At 59.9% G+C, this 21,028-nt stretch carries 17 protein-coding genes, 1 tRNA gene and 1 pseudogene; 8 read left to right on the top strand and 11 right to left on the bottom strand.

What is annotated here, in order from left to right; all coding sequences use genetic code 11:
* Nucleotides 1-101: 101 nt before the first annotated feature.
* Nucleotides 102-501, bottom strand: a pseudogene (locus OVY48_RS15500) (transposase); the annotation flags it as partial.
* Between the two features lie 636 nt (nucleotides 502-1,137).
* Between OVY48_RS15500 and rfbB the strand changes: the two are divergent.
* The 3 genes from rfbB to OVY48_RS15485 all read left to right on the top strand — a co-directional run bounded on the left by rfbB (nucleotide 1,138) and on the right by OVY48_RS15485 (nucleotide 4,769).
* A complete protein-coding gene (rfbB, locus tag OVY48_RS15495) occupies nucleotides 1,138-2,208 on the top strand; it encodes a dTDP-glucose 4,6-dehydratase (protein WP_313923470.1) in 1,071 nt (356 codons plus the stop codon).
* 65 nt (nucleotides 2,209-2,273) lie between these two features.
* The gene (locus tag OVY48_RS15490; RefSeq protein WP_313923468.1) at nucleotides 2,274-4,565 is read left to right on the top strand and encodes a glycosyltransferase; all 2,292 of its coding nucleotides are present in this window, start codon (nucleotides 2,274-2,276) and stop codon (nucleotides 4,563-4,565) included.
* Between the two features lie 130 nt (nucleotides 4,566-4,695).
* Nucleotides 4,696-4,769: transfer RNA gene (locus OVY48_RS15485), tRNA-Gln, on the top strand.
* Between the two features lie 48 nt (nucleotides 4,770-4,817).
* Here OVY48_RS15485 and OVY48_RS15480 read toward each other — a convergent pair.
* The 8 genes from OVY48_RS15480 to thiS form a co-directional block, all read right to left on the bottom strand.
* Nucleotides 4,818-6,101 (bottom strand): capsular biosynthesis protein, encoded by a 1,284-nt coding sequence (locus OVY48_RS15480; protein WP_313923466.1) that lies wholly within the window; start codon nucleotides 6,099-6,101, stop codon nucleotides 4,818-4,820.
* On the bottom strand, nucleotides 6,094-7,608 hold the full coding sequence (locus tag OVY48_RS15475; protein ID WP_313924804.1) for a beta-3-deoxy-D-manno-oct-2-ulosonic acid transferase: 1,515 nt from the start codon (nucleotides 7,606-7,608) through the stop codon (nucleotides 6,094-6,096). The genes OVY48_RS15480 and OVY48_RS15475 overlap by 8 nt, the downstream gene beginning before the upstream one ends.
* A 52-nt stretch (nucleotides 7,609-7,660) precedes the next feature.
* Nucleotides 7,661-8,956: a glycosyltransferase family 1 protein gene (locus OVY48_RS15470; RefSeq protein WP_313923465.1), complete on the bottom strand. Its 1,296-nt coding sequence runs from the start codon at nucleotides 8,954-8,956 to the stop codon at nucleotides 7,661-7,663.
* A gap of 33 nt (nucleotides 8,957-8,989) precedes the next feature.
* Nucleotides 8,990-9,430: an HIT family protein gene (locus OVY48_RS15465; RefSeq protein WP_313923463.1), complete on the bottom strand. Its 441-nt coding sequence runs from the start codon at nucleotides 9,428-9,430 to the stop codon at nucleotides 8,990-8,992.
* A gap of 10 nt (nucleotides 9,431-9,440) precedes the next feature.
* Nucleotides 9,441-10,076, bottom strand: a complete 636-nt coding sequence (locus OVY48_RS15460; protein WP_313923461.1) for a CoA transferase subunit B — start codon at nucleotides 10,074-10,076, stop codon at nucleotides 9,441-9,443.
* Nucleotides 10,077-10,078: 2 nt separating this feature from the next.
* The gene (locus OVY48_RS15455) at nucleotides 10,079-10,906 is read right to left on the bottom strand and encodes a 5'-nucleotidase, lipoprotein e(P4) family (protein ID WP_313924803.1); all 828 of its coding nucleotides are present in this window, start codon (nucleotides 10,904-10,906) and stop codon (nucleotides 10,079-10,081) included.
* 44 nt (nucleotides 10,907-10,950) lie between these two features.
* Entirely contained in the window at nucleotides 10,951-11,661 is a 711-nt protein-coding gene (locus tag OVY48_RS15450; RefSeq protein WP_313923460.1) for a CoA transferase subunit A, read from the bottom strand.
* A gap of 84 nt (nucleotides 11,662-11,745) precedes the next feature.
* Nucleotides 11,746-12,747, bottom strand: coding sequence for a sulfur carrier protein ThiS (gene thiS, locus OVY48_RS15445; RefSeq protein WP_313923458.1), 1,002 nt, complete (start codon nucleotides 12,745-12,747; stop codon nucleotides 11,746-11,748).
* A 123-nt stretch (nucleotides 12,748-12,870) separates the two neighbouring features.
* Between thiS and aroQ the strand changes: the two genes are divergently transcribed.
* The 4 genes from aroQ to arsC all read left to right on the top strand — a co-directional run bounded on the left by aroQ (nucleotide 12,871) and on the right by arsC (nucleotide 15,617).
* Entirely contained in the window at nucleotides 12,871-13,311 is a 441-nt protein-coding gene (gene aroQ, locus OVY48_RS15440) for a type II 3-dehydroquinate dehydratase (RefSeq protein WP_313923457.1), read from the top strand.
* Between the two features lie 118 nt (nucleotides 13,312-13,429).
* Nucleotides 13,430-13,909 carry an acetyl-CoA carboxylase biotin carboxyl carrier protein gene (gene accB, locus OVY48_RS15435; protein ID WP_313923456.1) on the top strand — a complete coding sequence of 160 codons (480 nt, stop codon included), beginning with the start codon at nucleotides 13,430-13,432 and terminating at the stop codon, nucleotides 13,907-13,909.
* A gap of 14 nt (nucleotides 13,910-13,923) precedes the next feature.
* Complete coding sequence (gene accC, locus OVY48_RS15430; protein ID WP_037477272.1) at nucleotides 13,924-15,276, top strand: acetyl-CoA carboxylase biotin carboxylase subunit; 1,353 nt, start codon at nucleotides 13,924-13,926, stop codon at nucleotides 15,274-15,276.
* Nucleotides 15,273-15,617 (top strand): arsenate reductase (glutaredoxin), encoded by a 345-nt coding sequence (gene arsC / locus OVY48_RS15425; protein WP_069067017.1) that lies wholly within the window; start codon nucleotides 15,273-15,275, stop codon nucleotides 15,615-15,617. The genes accC and arsC overlap by 4 nt, the downstream gene beginning before the upstream one ends.
* A gap of 42 nt (nucleotides 15,618-15,659) precedes the next feature.
* On the opposite strand, the gene OVY48_RS15420 is transcribed toward arsC, so the two are convergent.
* Nucleotides 15,660-17,792: a TonB-dependent siderophore receptor gene (locus OVY48_RS15420; RefSeq protein ID WP_313923454.1), complete on the bottom strand. Its 2,133-nt coding sequence runs from the start codon at nucleotides 17,790-17,792 to the stop codon at nucleotides 15,660-15,662.
* Nucleotides 17,793-17,966: 174 nt separating this feature from the next.
* Here OVY48_RS15420 and OVY48_RS15415 point away from each other — a divergent pair, with 174 nt between their 5' ends.
* The gene (locus OVY48_RS15415) at nucleotides 17,967-18,716 is read left to right on the top strand and encodes a ParA family protein (protein ID WP_037479079.1); all 750 of its coding nucleotides are present in this window, start codon (nucleotides 17,967-17,969) and stop codon (nucleotides 18,714-18,716) included.
* On the opposite strand, the gene OVY48_RS15410 is transcribed toward OVY48_RS15415, so the two are convergent.
* The gene (locus tag OVY48_RS15410) at nucleotides 18,717-21,014 is read right to left on the bottom strand and encodes an EAL domain-containing protein (RefSeq protein WP_313923452.1); all 2,298 of its coding nucleotides are present in this window, start codon (nucleotides 21,012-21,014) and stop codon (nucleotides 18,717-18,719) included.
* Nucleotides 21,015-21,028 lie beyond the last annotated feature (14 nt).

The raw sequence follows: 21,028 nt of genomic DNA, 5'->3' as shown, positions 1-21,028 counted from the left end.
GGTGACCACCCGCGAAACTGACCGGCCGCTACAGCGCTTTATCGATGAGCGCGCGTCCGGTCAGCTTCGCTACCCTCAAAACCTACACCACCTCCTGGGACACGACCATCACAGACAGCGTGTAGCTTGGAGTTCAGGCCGCCTTTGGTGCGTCCGATACGTCGGGGAACATCCCCTTTTTAAGTAGGCTTGCCGCCGTCCGGTGTGCTTTTAGGTGGGTTGCATCGATCATCAACTGGTCTGGCTTCCCGCCCTTTGTGCCAAGCCTGCTAAAATCTTGTTGAAAACGCCAAGGCGGCTCCACCGGATGAACCGATTGTAGATCGTCTTGGGCGGACTGTACTCTGCGGGCGCATCTCGCCTCCGCAATCAGTTCCTGGTCACAAAAATGATCTCACTGATGATCCGACGATCATCGACACGCGTCACCCCGTGCGATAACGGAAAATACGGCTCAATCCAGCGCATTTGCGCCTGCGAAAGCCAGATCAAATCACTCATTGCTGCGCCTCCTTGCACCGCTATTGAATCAACCAAACATCACCTATTTAAGCAATTTACTAGGTCCTGATCCTAGATGCCTGCTGGATCACGTTGGAAGGTATTCAGCAGTTCAGGCGAACTGATACATGTTTCCGGCAGTCATCAGCGGACTCGGAATCTGACGTAACATGTCAAAAAAAGCTAATATGCAGCCCTATACTTCCTTCTCAAAAAGGGCGAACTATTGGTATGAAATGTAGATCTAGAGCATAGCGATATATCAGTGAGAAACTTCGACTTGACCCAGCAAAGTTTGGTTGGTCATTTTCGCCCGCAAGGGCGACTATCCGGTCTTTCTACGTCTCCCAATTTGGCCACGATACGAAATCCCGGTTGGCTTCCTTATTGCAATCAGGATTATGTCCTCGCCGGGCGACGTGAACGGACGCAAAATACCCCCGCAGGAGAATTTTATGTCGAGCATTGATACCTTTCGTCAAGTGACGAAAAAATAGGCGTTCTGATTGCAGTGCGGCGTATTTTACGGCTACTGCTTTACCAGGCGTAGGGGAATCACAAGTCGTTCGTGATCCGAACAGGCTAGGTGGGCTATTTCTTCGGCGCGGGGATCTTGAGGGAGCGAAATACGGGCATATGGCCAATCTGATCATCACTGGAGGAGCCGGCTTCATCGGCGCGAATTTCGTCCGTCACTGGCGCAAAGCGTCTCCCGATGACGGGATCGTCGTCCTAGATGCGCTGACCTATGCAGGCAATCCTGCCAACATTACCGATGTGCCCAACGTCGAATTGGTCGTCGGCGACATTTGCGATACCGACCTCGTTTCCCGACTGATGGCCGATCATGATATCGACACGATCGTTCATTTCGCGGCGGAAAGCCATGTTGATCGATCCATCACTGGCCCTGACGCCTTTGTGACGACCAATGTCATCGGCACGCACAGCCTGCTCAAGGCGGCCAAGACCGCCTGGCTCGACAAGGGCACCGGCCGCCCCCATCGCTTCCACCATGTCTCGACCGACGAAGTCTATGGCACGTTGGAACTGGATGATGCGGCGTTCAGCGAAACCACCCCCTATGCCCCCAACTCGCCCTATTCGGCGTCGAAGGCGGGATCGGACCATCTGGTTCGGGCCTACCATCACACCTATGGGCTGGAAACGACGACCAGCAATTGTTCGAACAATTATGGTCCCTACCAGTTTCCCGAAAAGCTGATCCCGCTGTTCACCATCAATGCGCTGTCGGGCAAAAATCTGCCTATCTATGGCGATGGCATGAATATCCGCGACTGGCTGCATGTCGAAGATCATTGCATCGGCATCGAACTCATTCTGCGCAAGGGCCGGATCGGCGAAACCTATAATGTCGGCGGCGGGCAGGAATTGCCTAACATCGAAGTGATTCGCGAAATCTGTCGCGGTGTGGATGCCGCTTTCGAGCGCAATCCAGGCCTTGCCACCATCTTCCCCGATGCACCCGCCGCGCAGGGCCGCCCGTCGATCGACCTGATGACCTATGTGCAGGACCGCAAGGGCCATGACCGTCGCTATGCCATCGACGAAACCAAAATTCGCAGCGAATTGGACTACGCTCCATCGCGTGATTTCCCGCAGGGTTTTGCTGATACGCTCAACTGGTTCCTGGATAACCAAGACTGGTGGCGTCCATTGATGAACCGTGCTGAGTTGGGTGGCTAATAGAACCCGACCTCCTTCGAACCGCCTGAACCAAGGCGGAGTGAGCAAGTTATCAAGGACCTTTGATGAAACTCAATCTCATCATACCCGTTTATCGCAATGTCGAGTTGGTTAAGACTTGCCTCGAATCGATAAGCGCAAATCTGGATGAAATTCGGGCATATAATCCTAAGGTCATCGTTATTAACGATTCGCCTGATGATCAGGCCGTCAATAAGTATCTTGCCGACTGTCACGCAACGGGTCTGATTGACATCTATATTCGTAACACTGCCAACGTCGGCTTCGTTCAGAGCGTCAACAAAGGGTTAGCAATTAGCCGGAAAGATGGCGCTGGCGCCCTACTGATCAACAGCGACACCATTACCTACAAAAATACGTTGATGGAATGCGTTGCGGTGATGTTATCGGATCCACAGATAGGTTTTGTCTGCCCGCGGTCAAACAACGCCGCTATCGCAACATTCCCCCAGGCTCCAAATAATTTATCCGGCATCGCGACCACCCCGGAAATATGCTATATCAGTTGGGAAACAGTCTACCGATATTTACCCCGCTATACCTTAGCGCCCACAGCTGTCGGCTTCTACATGCTCATTTCGCCCCAAGTCGTCGCCAATTTTGGCTATCTCGAAGAGGCCTTTGGCACAGGCTATGAAGAAGAAAATGATCTCGTTATGCGTGCTGGCAAAGTAGGTTATCGCGCTGCGCTCGCTAATCACGCCTACGCCTATCATTCGGGATCGGCGTCTTTCATGCTTCACGAAATCGACCTGAAAGGCCAGCAACAACATAATCTTCAAAAGATTATGGAGCGGCACCCCGAATTTTTGCCGCTAGTTCGAGATTTTGAGCGGTCGCCAGAATATCGGGCCATGACCCAAGTCAAAAATTTGGTACCCACTGTTGAAGGTAAGCTTAAGGTTGCTCTGAACTTACTGACAATGGGACGTCATCACAATGGTACTAACGAACTAATCGTTAATTTCTTACGCTGGTGCGATAAAAGAGAATTTGACGAATTTGAAGTTTATGCCATTTGTGATAATTCCGTCGCTGAATTTCACGGCATTGATCAACTTGAACATGTTAAAGTTCGAGCTGAAATATCGCCAACATATGCCGCGGCTATCTTCTTTGGACAGCCTTTTGACCTACACCATATAAACGTGATGGAGCATCTGGCTCCCATTAATATATATGGAATGCTGGATGTAATTGCGCTGGATTGCAGCAATCTTCGCCATGATAGCAACGTGGAGCCGTTGTGGTCCTACGTTGCACGTAACGCGAGCGGCCTGTTTTTCATCAGTCAATTTGCCGAAGACACCTTCCGCCATCGATTTCTTCGGAAAGACCGGTCTGAAAAATTTACCCGTCTTTTGCCTACCAGCCCGAAATCCTATGCCTCTCGCTATGAGGGCGTCACGTTCGGGAGAGAGCATGTACTTGTGATGGGGAACCATTTTGCACACAAGGCGGCTGGTAGCACCGGCAGAATCATTGCCAATGCTATTCCAAGCGTTTCCGTCATTGTTATGGGGCATGGGAGCGAAACGCCTCTCCGAAATCTACGCGAACTCCATGCTGGCGTCGTTCCTGAAAAAGACATGAACGATATTTTGGCAGGAAGTAGTGTGGTCATTCTACCATCATATTATGAGGGGTTTGGCCTTTCACTTATGCACGCCCTCGCACTAGGTAAGCCTGTGGTTGCTCGCGACATTCCAGCTACACGCGAGATTCTTGCCACCTTTTCATCGGCTGAAGGCATATATCTCTATGAAAGCGACAGCGAACTACCTGAATTAGTGCGGGCTGCTGTGGCTTTCGGCCATTCTGCCGTGGTCGAACGTGAACCAAGCGACTGGAATGAGTGGTCACGGGGACTATTCGAATTTGCCACCAGCCTGACGTCTAGTCCTGACCTATATGATCGACTGATGGACCGCATTGAGGACGGGGACACGTTGCGTTTTCGTCATTCGGTCGGAAATGCGGCATCGCAATCTTCTTCCCTCGCTTCGCCTTCTGCAAGAGATGATGTGGGTGGAGGTGCAACGCAAAAAATTTGGCGCGAATCCGATGCCACTGTCGATGTTGCTTCGATCCTTGCGCTAGATAATGAAGCGTTCATTGAGAAATTTTATCAACACGCACTTGGTCGTCGCGCTGATCCCGCTGGTCTTTCGCACCATCTTGCGCTGTTAAGCAGTGGCGTGACAAAGATCGACATGCTTCGTTCAATCCTTGAGTCGCCGGAATTTAAGGAGCGACGCGCGAGCATTACGGTGATTGGCGGAGAATTATTAAAGCGTAAGAGCAAGCGTCGCCGATTGTTAATATCACGGGATTGAGCTAATCTTTCGATCCCGGTGGGCTAGGTGATCGGCCAAAAAGTCATTCCAGATCATCGAGAAGCTCTTGACCGAATGAGCATCGCCGCCTATCTGCGACCTCCCAAGCGCGGCGCATCCTCGCTTATAATGCCCGATCGTCTAAAGGTAAGACAACGGACTCTGACTCCGTTAATCGAGGTTCGAATCCTCGTCGGGCATCCAAAATACTTCCATCCATCCAGTAGAAGTTTAGCTAGGATGCATCGTCCATCAGGCTGCATCGCCCCGTACAATAGCTATTTGGCGCTGACTTCGGCGACTTTGCCGTGGAAGAGCCAGGACTTCCGACGGGTCCTTCTCAAGGCGCTCAACCGCATTGGCTACAAGCAGCTCAAGCCCTTCTTCGCTCAGCAAACCGCCACGGATCAGACACCGATCCACCAAAACGCGACGAAACGCTGAATAGAGTTTCAGGTCCGGCTGACGGGGTGCCACCCAAAAATCATCCAAATTGCCCTGGTGCACAACACCTGGCACTTTGTAGACTGCATGTCCCAGCACCACGACTGGCTTGCCGCTGTTCAGAGCCAGCGTACCCACAGTGCTGTTGACGGTCACCACGCCCAAAGATTTGCTCACTACCTCGGCAATGTCCCAGTCAGGTAGGTAGGATACACGGTCTGCCACGCCGTAATGTTTAGCAATCCGGTGTGTCAGCCTGCGCCAGGCGACAAGACCTGCATCCAGTGGATGCCGTTTCACCAAGAGAGAAACGCCTTCGGGCGCATGCTGTGCGAAGCTCTTGATCACGAAACGCAACGCGGCGCGCATGTTACCAAAGGGCGAATGAACCCGGATCTGATAGTCGGAATTGAGCTGGAGCGGCAGCGTGAAATAGGGCTTGTCTTTGACCGCTTCCCAAACGGCCGCCGAACGCTGAATTTCGCTCTGCCGCGTCAGTAGCTTGTAGCACCAGGCAACGGATTCGAGCAGGAAACTGTGCGGACGATGGGTCTGATAATAGGGAAAATAGGGCCGCATCCAGGCCGATGCCATGCCGTTCCGCATGGTATTGCGCGCGCGCGCTCGAAAAGTCGATGGCACCGGCGGCAAGTCGCCATCATAGGGAGAGAGCTGCTCGGCCTGATCAAGATACCATTGCGGATCGAGCGGCAGGGTGGAATTGCCGTTCACTCCGTCATCCTGCAAGGTCAGGAAGTCAGGGCGGATATAGCCCTCCTCCATCACATGGACACGCAAGCCCCGCAGCCGCGCCATGCCATGCGCGGACGCATGGTAGGGGCGGCAATCGCCGTAGAGAATAAGGTCGGTGACGCCATGATTGACGACGAAATCATCGAAGAATAGCGGCCAGTTGCGGAACGTGCCGCGATAGTCCGTGGCGTCCCCCGGCCAGTCGATCTTGTCGCCGCCATTGATATTGATCCGCAGGGCTATATGCCCACGCGTCCGAAGGGCATCCGCCAGCATTGCGAAATAGGGGCCGTGCGGCCCTTGCAGAAAGAGAAAGGTCTTGGTTGGCACGTCAGCCATGAAGATACTCAGCCGTCAAAGTCATAAACCGTCGTAACTTTCCCTGCATGGACCGCAACCGGATCAGCCATGTCGTTGGTGGCACAGCGCCATTTGCCAAGCGATCCGTCATCACTTCAGGGCCGCAGGGCAACCGGGTTACCGGGTCCAGATACCGTGGATAGAGAATGAGGGCGGCGGCGACAAGTTCGTCCAGCAACAATTGCCGCCCGCGCCGCGCAACCGGTGGGGCAAGATCGCGCGTCAAACCCCAGCCTGCGTAGAAAGGCATACCATGCACCGTCACGCGACACCCTCGCATCAGAGCCTCGAACCCGGTCAGCGAAGACAGGACATGGACTTCATCGACCGTCTGCACCAGAGCCATGAGCGGCGAGCCACGGTCGATGGCATCGGCATATGTCAGCACGGTCGCATCGGCCAGATGCCCTTTGCGATGCCCCGCCTCCACATCGGGGTGGGGGCGATAGATGATCCAGGCATCGGGCTCGGCGCGTCGCACCCGGTCAAGAAAATCGAGATTGCCCGCGACCCCTGCCCCGCCAAGTTGCACCGACAAATCATCATCGACCTGCCCGATCGCCAGCACCGTGCGGCGTCCGGTGGGTAAATCAGGCAACCGCCCCGTATCCTGCCCATATTTGGTGACCCCGCTGACGCATATACGCGCGCGCAGGCGTGCGGCACGTTCCACAAGAGCGGGGGAGAAATCCTGCGTCGCCAGCAACGTTTCCAAGTCATTGGCGGCCAGTGCATTATAATAGATGCCGCTGCGGTCCACGACGATCGATCCCGGCGGATGCAGCGCCGCACCCAGCCCGCGTGAGCGCAGGAAGCCATCCTCCACCCGCACGAGTTGCACGCCCTGCGCCTGCGCGTCCGCCACCAGCGTCGATGGCACCCGCGAAGGCCAGATGGCCAGCGCACCGCGCCCATAACGGGCACGACGCAACCCCTGCGCTGCAGACAGGAACGGCGGTGAACGCTGTCCATCCCAAAGAAAGTGGCGCATTGCCTCCCGCTTCCAGAAGGCCATGCCACAGGCGGCTGCGATCCCTCGATTGCCGTCCAAATGCCGCCGCCATTCCGCCAGTTGCGCTACCGCCTGCACCACATCGACAGGCGCGCCACTGAAACAGTCACGGTAGCGGGCCGCGGCAATGCGCCGTTTCAGCGTCGCGCGGAGCATGGCAGGATCGATCCGCACGCCATCCGGGCCAATCACTGGCACATCCAGCAGTCCAGCAACCAGCGCCACGTCATCGTCGGCGCTTGCCTTTATGCGCCGTGCTTGCGCGACCTGTGTCCAAGGGTCGTTCGCTCCGGCCCAGAATGCCCCACCGACGCGCGCGTCTCGGATCAGGTCGAGCAAGTCGTCAGCAACCTCGCCTTCGCACTCGATGGCCGCCTCACTGATCGCAGCGACCGATGGCGCAATGCCGGGAAACGGGGGCGACCGCAGAAAGGGCGGGAAAGTTAGGGGCTGGCGCGCAGCCCCTGCTGTCATATCCGAAGGCGATAGCGTCACTGTTCATCCATGCGCGGCGGCCAGTCGCAGGTCAAGAAACAGACTCTGTCACTTCTTCCAGAAGACCCGTGATAATGTCGAAATAGTCGCGCCAGGTCGGCGCGCGCCACTGCGCAATACGCGCGCGCTGCGCCGCGCGTTCCGGCGAATCCTCAGCGACATAGGCACAGATTATCCGCATCCAGCCTAATCCATCGAGTGGATCGAGATAATCGGGTGCATCACCGCCCACTTCGCGATGGGCGATAATGTCGCTGCAAATGACCGGCACACCCGCCGCGAGCGCTTCGACGACGGGCATCCCGAACCCTTCGATGAAGGACGGCATCAGCATCGCGCGGGCATGGGCGAGCAAGGCCTGCATCCGGTTGTCGGAAACCTCGCCCGCTTCGATCACATGGCCACGCAGCACTTCGCCGCGCTCCAGCATGTCGATGACATTCTCGTTTTCCCAGCCGCGCCGACCGATCAGCACCAGCATGGGTGCGTCATCGCCCATCGTCTCGATCAAGCGCCGCCAGATATTGAGCAGCAGCAGGTGATTTTTGCGCGGCTCTATGGTGGAGATGTAGACGAAATAGGGGCGGTCGGGGACGTCCTCGCGCGGGGCGCCGAATATGTCGGGCGCGTCTGCGCCGAAATGGGCGACGCGGATCGCTCGTCCCTCCAGCCCGCGCCGCATATGCGGGGCAAGCGCGTCAATCGTCGCCTGGCTGTTGCCGATGATCCCATGGGCAAAGGCATCGATGGACCGCACGCGCCGCACATGCTCCTCCGCCCCCTGCGGTCGGGCGAACTCTGGATGGCTGAGCGGGATCACGTCATGCACCAAGGTCACGAGCTTCGCGCCTTCCGCCCGCAGGATCGCGCCGACCTGCTTGGGATCGTCCAGATGGTGTGGGGAAACCTGCAGATAGATGCGTGGTCGGGTAGCGCGCGGCACCGGGCGCGGCCGGGTGGCGAACATATGGCGGATCGCCGCCGCTTTGCCTTCGGCCGCATCATATAAGCCCGGATTGCGCCATTTAGCCGCTGTCGAGGCCAGGAATTGGCGCACCGCGGCGCTGTTCAGCCGCCCATAATAGCCGCCCGCCGGATGAACCGCCGCAAAGGACAGGCGATCGGGCATGCGCTCCAGCAATTCGCGCGCATAGACATATTCGACCCGGTCAATTCCGGTGGGTGCTGCATGAAAGGAGCGCGAGAGCAGCCGCGACAGATCGAGGATGATCTCGCTATCGCCCGCGCCGCCGGTCAGGTTTGGGCTGGCACGCTTGGACCGCAGCGCGAGCCGCGCGCCGGGAGCATTGAAAGGACGCAGCACCATGTCAGCGCGCGCCGATGATCGGGAGCCAGACCATCAAAGTTGCGCGCGGATCTCGTCGGCAAGCGCGCCGAGCGCGTCGGCATCGGCGAACGCGCCCTGCCCATGCGCGGCAAAGCCGACGGCCTGCCCATCCCAGCGGGGCACGATATGGACGTGCAGGTGGAACACCGTCTGTCCGGCCGGTGCGCCATTGAACTGCGCGATATGCAATCCGTCGGGCTTCAGTGCGGAACGGATGGCACGCGCGATCTTCTGCACCGTCGCCATCACCTGCGCCAGCGCCTCCGGCTCAATCTCCAGGATGTTGCGCGCCTTCGACCATTTGGAAATGACCAGCGCATGGCCCTTAGACTGCGGCTGTATGTCCAGAAAGGCGAGCGTGTCGTCATCCTCATACAGCTTGGTCGCCGGGATTTTCCCCGCGATGATCAGGGCGAATGGATTGCCCGCATCATAGGTGCCATCGAGGCTCATCAGCCGCCCCTTATTGCACGAAATGCGCGGTGGTTTTCGCAGCGATATCCTCGGCCGTGACGCCGGGGGCCAGTTCGACCAGCTTGAACGGGCTGTCATGGTCGGGGCGCTGGAAGACACACAGGTCGGTGATGATCATGTCCACGACATTGCGGCCGGTCAGCGGCAGGGTGCATGCGGGAATGAATTTTGGATCGCCGTTCTTGGATGTATGCTCCATCACCACGATGATCTTCTTGACGCCAGCGACCAGATCCATCGCGCCGCCCATGCCCTTGATCATCTTGCCCGGGATCATCCAGTTGGCGATGTCGCCATTTTCCGCGACCTCCATCGCGCCCAGCACGGTCAGGTCGATATGCCCGCCGCGGATCATCGCGAAGCTGTCCGCGGAGGAGAAATAGGCGGTCTGCGGCAATTCGCTGATCGTCTGCTTGCCCGCATTGATCAGGTCGGCATCCTCCTCGCCTTCTAACGGGAACGGGCCAATGCCCAACATGCCGTTTTCCGACTGCAACATCACTTCGACCCCGGCGGGGATATGATTGGCCACCAGCGTGGGGATGCCGATCCCTAGGTTGACGTAGAAGCCGTCCTTGAGTTCCTTTGCCGCACGCGCGGCCATTTCGTCACGAGTCCAGGGCATCTTCACTTCTCCCCATCGGTGGGCAAGGCCCACCTTCTATCCATTGGAAAAACATCGTCAAATCCGCCTTTGAGGCCGCTGCCGTAGACGGGGTTCGGCAGGATGAACCAGCCCCTCCCCCATAAGGCCGCCATCGAAGGCGATGCCGTCGCCGCACGTCGGGCGGCAACCGGTTGACCAGCGTTGAACAGATCGGAAAAATCACCGAGCTGGTCGCCACCCATGGCGATCACGCAATAGCGCCCGGCAATCGTGGCGCGGCGGCCATCCTTGCCCGATCCCATGGCATCATCGCCCTTCAGGAACAATGTCTGGCCATGCACCGCCTGCCCAAGGCCCGCCGCGCTGATCGCCTGCGCCGTGGCAGCTGCGTTGGCGGCAGACCGATTGGTATTGAAGACCACAGTCACGCCCGCCGCCCGCAATTGCGCCAGCGCCGCGACCGCGCCCGGCACCGGACTGACCGCACCCGCGCCGGTGCGCTCCCACGCATCCCAGGCCGCTTCGTCATAGCCTTTGCCCGACCGCGCATCATGATATTCATAGCCGATGTTCAGCAGCACGGTTTCATCGACATCGAACACGGCGGCCAAAGGCTTGTCTCCGCACGGCACGAAGCGCGGCTGGTCGAGCGACGCACCCGATGCCAGCACGACGGACTGCGCCGGTCGTGCCTTGGCCGCCGCGGTGGCATGGGACACCAGCATGGCAAAGGCCTGCACCGACAGCGCAGCCGCCTCGCCCGACCCGTAGAGATATTGCATCCCGGCGGGCGGATTGGCGGGCGGCGGGGTGACAGTCTGGGGGCCGGGCGCACAGGCGGCAAGCATCGCCAACGACGATGCTACCGCTAACGCGCGCAGCGCCACTGCTCTCACGCCGCTTCCCGCTGCCTTACGGTGCGAAATTCGATCTTTTTGTCATAGGGCGCGCCGACGATCATGCGCTTCACATAAATGCCGGGCAGATGGATCGTATCGGGATCGAGTGAGCCGACCGGCACCACTTCCTCGACCTCGGCAACGCAGATCTTCGCGGCAGTCGCCATCGGTTGGTTGAAGTTACGCGCGGTCTTGCGGAAAATCAGGTTGCCGCTCTCATCGGCTTTCCAGCCCTTGATGATCGCCACGTCGGCGAAGATGCCGCGCTCCAGGATATAATCCTGCCCGTCGAAATTCTTGACTTCCTTGCACTCGGCCACGGCCGTCCCGACGCCCGTCTTGGTGTAGAAGCCCGGAATGCCAGCGCCCCCTGCGCGGCAACGTTCGGCCAGCGTCCCCTGGGGGCAGAACTCGACCTCCAGCTCGCCCGCCAGATATTGCCGCTCAAACTCTTTGTTTTCGCCGACATAGGAGGAGATCATCTTCTTGACCTGCCGGGTGCGCAACAGCTTGCCCAGCCCCTCGCCGTCGATCCCGGCATTGTTGGACGCGATGGTCAAATCCTTGACGCCCGAATCGCGGATCGCATCGATCAGCCGTTCGGGAATGCCGCACAGCCCAAATCCGCCCGCACATAGATGCATCCCGTCGAAGAGGAGGCCTTCCAGAGCCGATGCCGCATCAGGGTAGAGCTTGTTCACCATCGCTTATTCTCCTCCTCAACTTGATCCTGCCCATAGGGGACAAGCGGGCCACCGGTCAATTTGCTGCGATGGCGAAATCCGCGCTCAGATCAATCCTGCCAAAGGGCTGGACGGGTCGGCATACATACGCTTGCCCATGCGCCCGGCGCGATAGGCCATACGGCCCGCCTCGACACCGGCCTTCATCGCCGCAGCCATCAGCACCGGGTCTTTCGCCTCGGCGATTGCCGTGTTCATCAGCACCCCGGTACAGCCCAGTTCCATCGCCTGCGCCGCTTCCGACGCGGTGCCGACCCCTGCATCTACCAATACCGGCAGCTTGGTGCCCTCCACGATCAGCCGGATCGTCACTCGGTTCTGGATACCCAGCCCCGACCCGATCGGCGCGCCCAGCGGCATGATCGCCACTGCGCCGACATCCTCCAGCCGCTTGGCCGCGATCGGATCATCGACGCAATAGACCATCGGCTTGAAGCCTTCCTTGGCCAATATTTCGGTCGCGCGCAGCGTTTCGACCATGTCAGGATAGAGCGTCCGCGCTTCGCCCAGCACTTCGAGCTTCACCAATTCCCAGCCGCCCGCTTCCCGCGCTAGGCGAAGCGTGCGGATGGCGTCCTCGCCCGTAAAACAGCCCGCCGTATTGGGCAGGTAGGTGATGACCTTCGGGTCGATATAGTCGGTCAGCATCGGTGCCTTGGGGTCCGACACATTGACGCGGCGCACGGCGACCGTGACGATCTCCGCCCCCGACGCAGCGACCGCCGCCGCATTCTGCTCGAAACTCTTATATTTGCCGGTGCCGACGATCAGCCGCGAGCGGAATGTTTTGCCCGCGACGCTCCAGCTATCGTCGGCCGCTGGAGCGATGTCGCCACCGCCGACGAAATGCACGATTTCCAGCTCATCACCATCCTCGACCATCACGTCCTGCAACGTCGAGCGCGGCACGACCGCGAGATTGCGTTCCACCGCCACCTTTTCCGGCACGAAGCCCAGTTCGCTCGCCAGCGCGGCCAGCGTCAGCCCTTCACGCACCCGCCGATGCTCGCCATTGATGTGGATGGATATGGTGCCGTCGACGCTCACGATATGCGGTCCCGTTCTTGCAAAAAGGAAACGTGCCTCGACTTGGCGCGGCACGAAAGGCTAAGGATTGAGCCGCATATAGGGGCGGCATCGCCCCAGCCGCAACATGCAAGGGGGATCGCCATGGCGGATAGTCGCAAAATCTATGTTCTCAACGGCCCCAATCTCAATCTGCTGGGCACGCGAGAGCCAGAAATCTATGGCTATGACACGCTCGACGACATCGCCGAACGAATGGAGGATGCCGCAACCCGCGCCCATGTCGTCCTCGATTTTCGCCAGTCCAATCATGAAGGCCATCTGATCGACTGGCTACAGGAAGCCCATGGCGAAGGGGCACATGCGGTCATCATCAATCCCGGCGGCCTGACCCACACCTCGGTCGCGCTGCATGACGCGATCAAGGCGATCAGCGTGCCGGTGATCGAAATTCACCTGTCCAACCCCCATGCCCGCGAGCCTTTTCGCCATAAAAGCTATGTCGGCATGGCGGCGAAGGGGACGATCGCGGGCTTCGGGCCGCTCTCCTATATGCTCGCGCTCGAAGCTGCGCTGGAACTATAGCATCGGCGGATACGGCGTTGCGCTCGATCGGCCGGACGTTACAAAGTTGCGCTTTGCCGCAAACCGGCATAGGCGCTGGCCGCTAGAGATACGTTAGAATGGCAAACAAGGGTCAACCATGAACGACAAGCAAGACAAGGGCGCGATGCAGGTGGACGTTACCCTGGTGCGCGAACTGGCCGCGCTGCTGGACGACACCAACCTGACCGAAATCGAGGTCGAAGACGGCGATCGCAAGATCCGCGTCGCCCGCAAGGCCGGGGCCATGGCCCCCGTCTATGCCGCGCCGCCCGCAGCGCCCGTCGCAGCGGCCGCTCCCGCCGCTGCGCCTGTAACGGCAGCCGCTGAACCCGCCATGCCCGCCGGCACGCTGGTCCGCTCGCCGATCGTCGGCACCGCCTATCTGTCGGCCGAACCCGGCGCCGCGCCCTTCGCCCGCATCGGGTCGCAGGTTGCTGCGGGTGAAACCGTGCTGATCGTCGAAGCCATGAAGGTCATGAACGCAATTCCCGCGCCGGTGTCGGGCACGGTCAAGGCCGTATTCGTCGACAACGGCCAGCCGGTCGAATTCGACCAGCCGCTCATCGTGATCGAATAAGGCCGCTATACCCCATGGCCATTGAAAAGCTGCTCATCGCCAATCGCGGCGAAATCGCGCTCCGCATCCATCGCGCCTGCCATGAAATGGGCATCAAGACGGTCGCGGTCCATTCCACCGCCGACGCCGACGCCATGCATGTGCGCCTCGCCGACGAGGCGATCTGCATCGGGCCGCCCGCTGCGCGCGACAGCTATCTGAACGTCGCGGCGATCATCTCCGCCGCCGAAATCTCCGGCGCGGACGCGATCCATCCGGGCTATGGTTTCCTGAGCGAAAACGCCAAATTCGCCGAGATCGTCGAAGCGCATGGCATCGCCTTCGTCGGGCCAAAGCCCGAACATATCCGCACCATGGGCGACAAGATCGAGGCGAAGCGCACCGCTGGCGCGCTCGGCCTGCCGCTCGTCCCCGGCTCCGATGGCGCGATCAGCGACCTGGAAGAAGCCAAGGCGATCGCGGAGAAGGCCGGCTATCCGGTCATCATCAAGGCCGCGTCCGGCGGCGGTGGTCGCGGCATGAAGGTCTGCACCTCGCCCGACGATCTGGAAACGCTGATGCAGCAGGCCGGGTCGGAAGCGAAGGCCGCGTTCGGCGACGCGACCGTTTATCTCGAAAAATATCTGGGCAACCCCCGCCATATCGAAATCCAGGTGTTCGGTGACGGTAAGGGCAATGCCATCCATCTGGGCGAGCGCGACTGTTCGCTCCAGCGCCGCCACCAGAAGGTGCTGGAAGAAGCCCCCTCCCCGGTGCTGGGCCAGGCCGATCGCGAGCGTATCGGCGGCATCTGCGCCAAGGCGATGGCCGACATGGCCTATCGCGGCGCGGGCACGATCGAATTCCTGTGGGAAGACGGGGAATTCTACTTCATCGAAATGAACACCCGGCTGCAGGTCGAACATCCCGTCACCGAGATGATCACCGGCGTCGATCTGGTGCGCGAACAGATCCGCATTGCCGAGGGCAGGCCGCTGTCAGTCGCGCAGGAAGATATCGTCTTTTCGGGCCATGCGATCGAATGCCGCATCAATGCCGAAGACCCCCGTACCTTCGCCCCCTCGCCCGGCACCGTGACCAGCTATCACGTCCCCGGCGGCATGCACGTCCGCGTCGATAGCGGGCTGTATCAAGGCTATAAGGTGCCGCCTTATTATGACTCCATGATCGGCAAGCTGATCGTCTACGGCCGCACCCGCGAGGGCGCGATCATGCGCCTCAAACGCGCGCTGGAGGAATATGTGATCGAGGGGATGAAGACCACCATTCCGCTGCATCAGGCGCTGCTGCGCGATCCTGAGTTCCTCAACGGCGACTATACGATCAAGTGGCTGGAGGAATGGCTGGCCCGCGATGGCCAGCCATGAAGGCAAGCATCTGGCATAACCCCCGCTGTTCGAAATCGCGCGAGGCGCTTGCGATCCTGCAAGCGACGCCGGGCGTGGAGGTCGAGATTGTCGACTATCTCAAGACCCCTCCGAGCCGCGCCGAACTGGAAGCGCTGTTCGCCAAGGCTGGCGTCACCCCCGCGCAGGCGCTGCGCAAGGGAGAGGCCGTGGTGAAGGAGATCGGCCTCAATACGGACAGCGATTCGGACATACTTCATGCAATGACATCGCACCCGATCCTGATCGAGCGACCGATCGTGATCACGGAAAAGGGCGCGGTCATTGCCCGGCCGCCCGAAAAGGCGCGTGACGTTCTGTGACGCTGGAGCGAAGGGCAGGCGATGTGCCTGCCCTCCGCCTTCTCAAAAGCGATATTGCAGCGTCAGCGTGACGTTGCGTGGCTCACCGAAGGCATGTTGGTTGTAGAAACCAATCTGCGAATAATAATGTTTGTCGAACAGATTTTCGACATTGACCTGAGCCGACAGGCCAGGCTTGAACTCATATCGGCCCATCAGGTTGACCAGCGCATAGGGCTTGACCTCCAACCGTTCCGCCGCGCCCGTCACCGGATTGACCGCGTCGGTATAGCTTAACCCTTCCCAATTGACCCCGCCGCCTATTGTGAGGCTGTTCAACTTATAGGTGGTGAACAGGCGCAACAATTTTTGCGCATACAGCGTGTTGATACGCGCGCCGTTCGCATCCTTGGCCCGAAACTGGGTGTAGTTGCCGCTGACCGACCAGCCGGGCAGCAGTTCGCCATTGGCCTCGACTTCGAATCCGGTGCTTCTCGCGCCCTTGATCGCGCGATAGGCTTGCTCATTTTCCGTACCCGGCACGGGGACGTCGCCGTCCAGCACGCCGAAATTATCCTGCTCGATGCGGAAAACCGACAGCGCCGTGTTCAGTCGCCCGCCAAAGAAGCTGCTCTTGAGCCCGACCTCATAGGTGCTGCCCGATAGTGGATCGAGGAACTGGCCGTTGCGGTTCCGTATCTGCTGCGGCTGGAAAATGTCGGTATAGCTGGCATAGAGCGTATGGCCCGGTGCAATATCGTACAGCAGCCCGGCATAGGGCGTGAACTTGTCGCGGATGCCGTAATCGATCGCCATGCCATAATAGCCGCCGGTGCGATCCCAGCTGTTCAGTCGCCCGCCCAATATGAGGTTGAGCGAATCCGCGAGATTGACCCGCGTCGATGCGAAATAGCCCCATTGCTTGGTGGCGAGGTCCACCTGATGGCTGCGCGCGCCCCAGGTCGGTTCGGCATAGCTGCCATCCCAGGTCAGGAAATTACCCGGCGTCGCGACATTGCTGCGCGCATAGCCGAAAAAGTCCATATCCTGCTTGGCATAGCTTGCCCCGACCATCAATTCATGGTCGCGACCGAACAGCGCGTAGCTGCCATTCAGCCGGATGCCGACATCGAACTGGTTGCGCCGCGCGTCAAAGCGACTGGGCGAGGCCGTCATGCCAAGACCCGTATCCTTGTCCGGCTGCCCCGACAGGAACAGCAATCGCATGTCGCTGCTGTTCTGCGTATAATTGCCATAAACGCGCAATTGCCACCGTTCGCCGAGTTGCTGCGTCGCATCGGCAAAATAGGTGGCATTTTTCGCGGGCCATGTCGTCCAGTCCGCACCGATGCTTTGGGACCGGCTCCAATCCGTGCGCGAACCATCGGAAAACCAGGTCGGCAAGCCGCCCCATTGGGTGCCGCTGGCATCATGATCCTGATAGCTGGCCCCCAAGCGCAGATGCGTGTCCACCGTGACATCGGCGTCGATCACGCCGTACAGGACGAGTTTCTTGTTGTGGAGGCGGTCAATGAAACTGTCGCCTTCCTCATATTTGGCCACGACCCGTCCGCGCACGGCGCCATCGGCGGTGATGGGCGCACTGATGTCGCCCATGACGAAAATATTGTCCCAGCGGCTTGCAGAAGCGGTCAACGTTCCGGTCAGATGGTCGCTGTCGGCATGTTTGCGCACCAGGTTGACCGAAGCCGAGGGATTGCCGACGCCGGTCAGAAGACCCGTGGCCCCGCGCACGATCTCGACCTGTTCATAGATGATGACGTCCAGATTGGATTCGCCCGCGCTGAAGCCCTGGTCCCATTGCACAGGGATGCCGTCAATCTGATAGATATTGATGTCGAAGCCGCGCGCCGAAAAGCCGTTGCGCGAACTGTCCAGCGCCTTGACCGAAACGCCCGCCGCATTGTTCATGACATCGCTCAGCGTTCGGATCGCCTGATCCTCCATCCGCTGCGCCGTCATCACCGTGACGGACTGGGGCGTCTCCTGAATGCTTAGGCCCAGTCCCGTCGCTGACCCCAGTTTCTCATTGGTGGTGTAGGAACCCGTGACGATGATCTGGTCTGCTTCCGTCGGATCGGTCGGCGCAGAGGTCTGCGCCTGTGCGGGCGCGACGAGCAACAGCGCAAGCGGCGATGCCGTGATGGACAAAAGAATGACGTGCGACTTTGGCATGACGATGCCCCCCGATGATCTGCTTATATTGATATTGCGAATGATTCGCGGTCGCCATATGCGTTTTCGCGCCCACACTGTCAATCGCCATGGATTGCGTCACCGTCACCGTCGCGTAACATGAGGATGATTGAGCGCTTGCTTTGGCGGACGGAAGCCGTAGCTTCACGCCTCATGGCAAAGGAACCGGCATTGGCGACCATCGCGGTCTACAGTCTCAAGGGTGGCGTGGGCAAAACCACATTCGCGATCAACCTCGCCTGGGCATCGGCCAGCATATCGAAGCGGCGCACCCTATTGTGGGATCTCGACCCGCAGGCGGCGTCCAGCTGGCTTGTGTCCACCGACAGCAAGAGTCGCGATGCCGCGCAGGCGATCTTCAGCAAGGATGTCGAGGTCAGGAAACTGATCCAGCCTTCGACCGTGCCGGGGCTGGACCTGATCGCGGCGGACACGTCGCTGCGCAGCCTCGATCATCTTTTCCGGGAGATGGACAAGAAGAAGCGATTGTCCAAGCTGATCGAGAGCTTGGGCAAGGATTATGACCGCATCATTCTCGATTGCCCGCCGGGCCTCACTGAAACCAGCGAGCAGGTGCTGCGCGCCGCTGACCTGATCGTCATTCCGGTCATCCCCTCCCCCTTGTCGCAGCGGGCCATGGGCGAGGTCGCACGCTATCTGGTCGAACGCGGCGGGGCGCATGCGCCTATCCTGCCGGTCTATTCGATGGTCGATCGCCGCCGCAGCCTGCATCGCAAGGCGCTGGACGAACATCCTGGTTGGCCCGCTATCCCGATGGCCAGTATGATCGAGCAGATGACGGTGCGCCGCAAGCCGCTGGGGAGCTTCGCGCCCAATTCGCCCCCGGCCAAGGATTTTGCCGCGCTCTGGACTACCGTCGAACGGTTGCTGCGGGGCGGTTGATCAAGCGATCAGCCGTTCGGGCGCCGCCAGGAACAGAGCGCCTGCGTCGTCGGCGGACATGGGCCGTCCGAAATAGAAGCCTTGTACCTTCTTGCAGCCCAGCGCCAATACCATCGCCAGTTCCGCCTCTGTCTCCACGCCTTCCGCCGTCGTCGCCATCCCCAGACTATCGGCCAGTGTAACGACGGCGCGAATGATGGCCAGGCTTTCCGCCACATCCTTGGACGCGCCGACCACGAAACTGCGGTCGATCTTGATCGTGGTGAAGCGCGTGCGGCTGAGATAGCCAAGCGAGCTGTAGCCAGTGCCGAAATCGTCGAGCGAGAGCTGGATACCCAGCCCAAGCAACTGATCCAGCACGCGCAAAGCACCCGCATCTTCGTTCATGAACACGCTTTCGGTGACTTCCAGTTCCAGCCGCCGTGCGTCCAGGCCACTCTGCGCCAAGGCGGACACGACGGTCGCGACGAAGCTCGGATGGCTCAACTGTTCGGCCGATACATTGACCGCGATCCGCACGTCATCGGGCCAGTTCACCGCTTCCATGCAGGCGGTGCGCAAAACCCACTCACCGATGGGTGTGATCAACCGCGCTTCTTCGGCCACCGGCACGAATTTGGCGGGCGAGATCGGCCCCAGTTCGGGATGCGTCCAGCGGGCCAAAGCTTCGAAACCGACGACCCGACCGCTATCGGCCTGCACCACCGGTTGATAGAGGACGTGCATCTGGTTCTTTTCCAACGCCGCGCGCAGCGCCAGTTCCAACAGGCGGCGCTCCTCGGCCTTGGCATGGAGTTGTGGCTCATAGGCGTAATGGACACCGCCGCCATCATCCTTGGCGCGATACAACGCCAAGTCCGCGCTGCGGATCAGCGCTTCGGAATCCCGACCATCGACCGGTGACAGCGCCGATCCGATCGACGCGCCGATATAGAGGATATGGCCATCGATCTGATAAGAGGCCGATAATATGGCGATGATGCTGTCCGCCAGTTGCGCGATCGCATGATTGTCCAGAGCGGACGGCACGACCACGGCAAATTCATCGCCGCCGATCCGTCCGCAAAATTCCTGTCCGCGACAGGCCTTGCTCAAACGGCGTGCGACCTCGCTCAGCAATTTATCGCCAATCTGATGGCCTAGCGTATCGTTGACCGACTTGAACCGATCGAGATCGACCATCAGGAAAGCGCAGCCGGGGCGGCGCGCGCCTGCGGCGGTCACCGCCTGGTCCAGCACTTCGCGCAGATGGCTGCGGTTGGGCAGACCGGTCAGCGGATCGAAACGCGCCAGTTGCGCAATCTTGTCCGCCGATTCGCGCTGTACCGTCACATCCGAGGCGACGCCACGGAAGCCAAGGAATGCGCCATTATCGTCATAGCGGGGCGAGGCCGACAATTCCCACCAGCGTGTCTTGCCTGCCACCTCGACCGGTAGCACCAGATTGGAAAAGCTTTCGCGCCGCTTGAGATGGTCGGCCAGGCTGTGCAGTCCGGCGGCGAAGCGTCCGCTTTCCCACGCGCTACCCGCCAATATCTGAACCAGCGGCACGCCCTCTAACTGTTCGGGCGGCAATCCCAGCGTCTCGGCAAAGCGCTTGGATGCGCCGTTGATGCGGCGCATCGTGTCGGTCTGCCACAGCCAATCCGAGCCGCCCTCTTCATATTCGCGCAGCAGCAGGCTGACGACTTCGGATTTTTCCGCCAGTTGCGCGGTGCTGCTATGCTGGTGCGCGAATGTGCGCGCATAGATGAAGCAGCCAGCGAGCAGCGAGAGCGCATAGCTGGTCGCGAGCGCGTGCAGCGGCAGTTGCAGGCCGTCGCCGAACATAGCGAACAAGCCGCCGATGCAGGGCAGCAGAAACGCCGTCGCCGCCAGCGGCGTGGCGGCATAGCTGATCGCGCTGCAGACCATGATGCAACTGACCAGCGTCCAGAGCGCGACCAGTTCCTCTGTCTCCCCGGCATGGGCCACGATCATCATGCATCCCGCCCAGGACAGGCCCAGCGCCAAGCCCCCCATCCCATGGCGACGCAAATCCCGTGCAGTCAGGCCGACATTGGCTGAAAGGCGACGATTGCGGTCGAGCCATAGTCCCAACATTATCGTGCCGATCAGCGCCACGCTCCACCCGGCCAGCAAGATCGGCGAGCAGCAATGGGCGAAAACGGTCCAGACGAAAATCAGGCCCAGCAGGTTCATCACATGGCGGAGCAGTGCGACGCTGTCGGCGGCGCGGAACTGCGCCTCCAGCACGCGATATTGCGCGTCGTCGGCAATGGTGCCCAGACCCGTCATCGCCCGGAGACTTA

Source organism: Sphingobium sp. SA2 (assembly GCF_032227065.1).
GTDB lineage: Bacteria > Pseudomonadota > Alphaproteobacteria > Sphingomonadales > Sphingomonadaceae > Sphingobium.
This window is presented reverse-complemented; position numbering and strand designations above follow the sequence as displayed.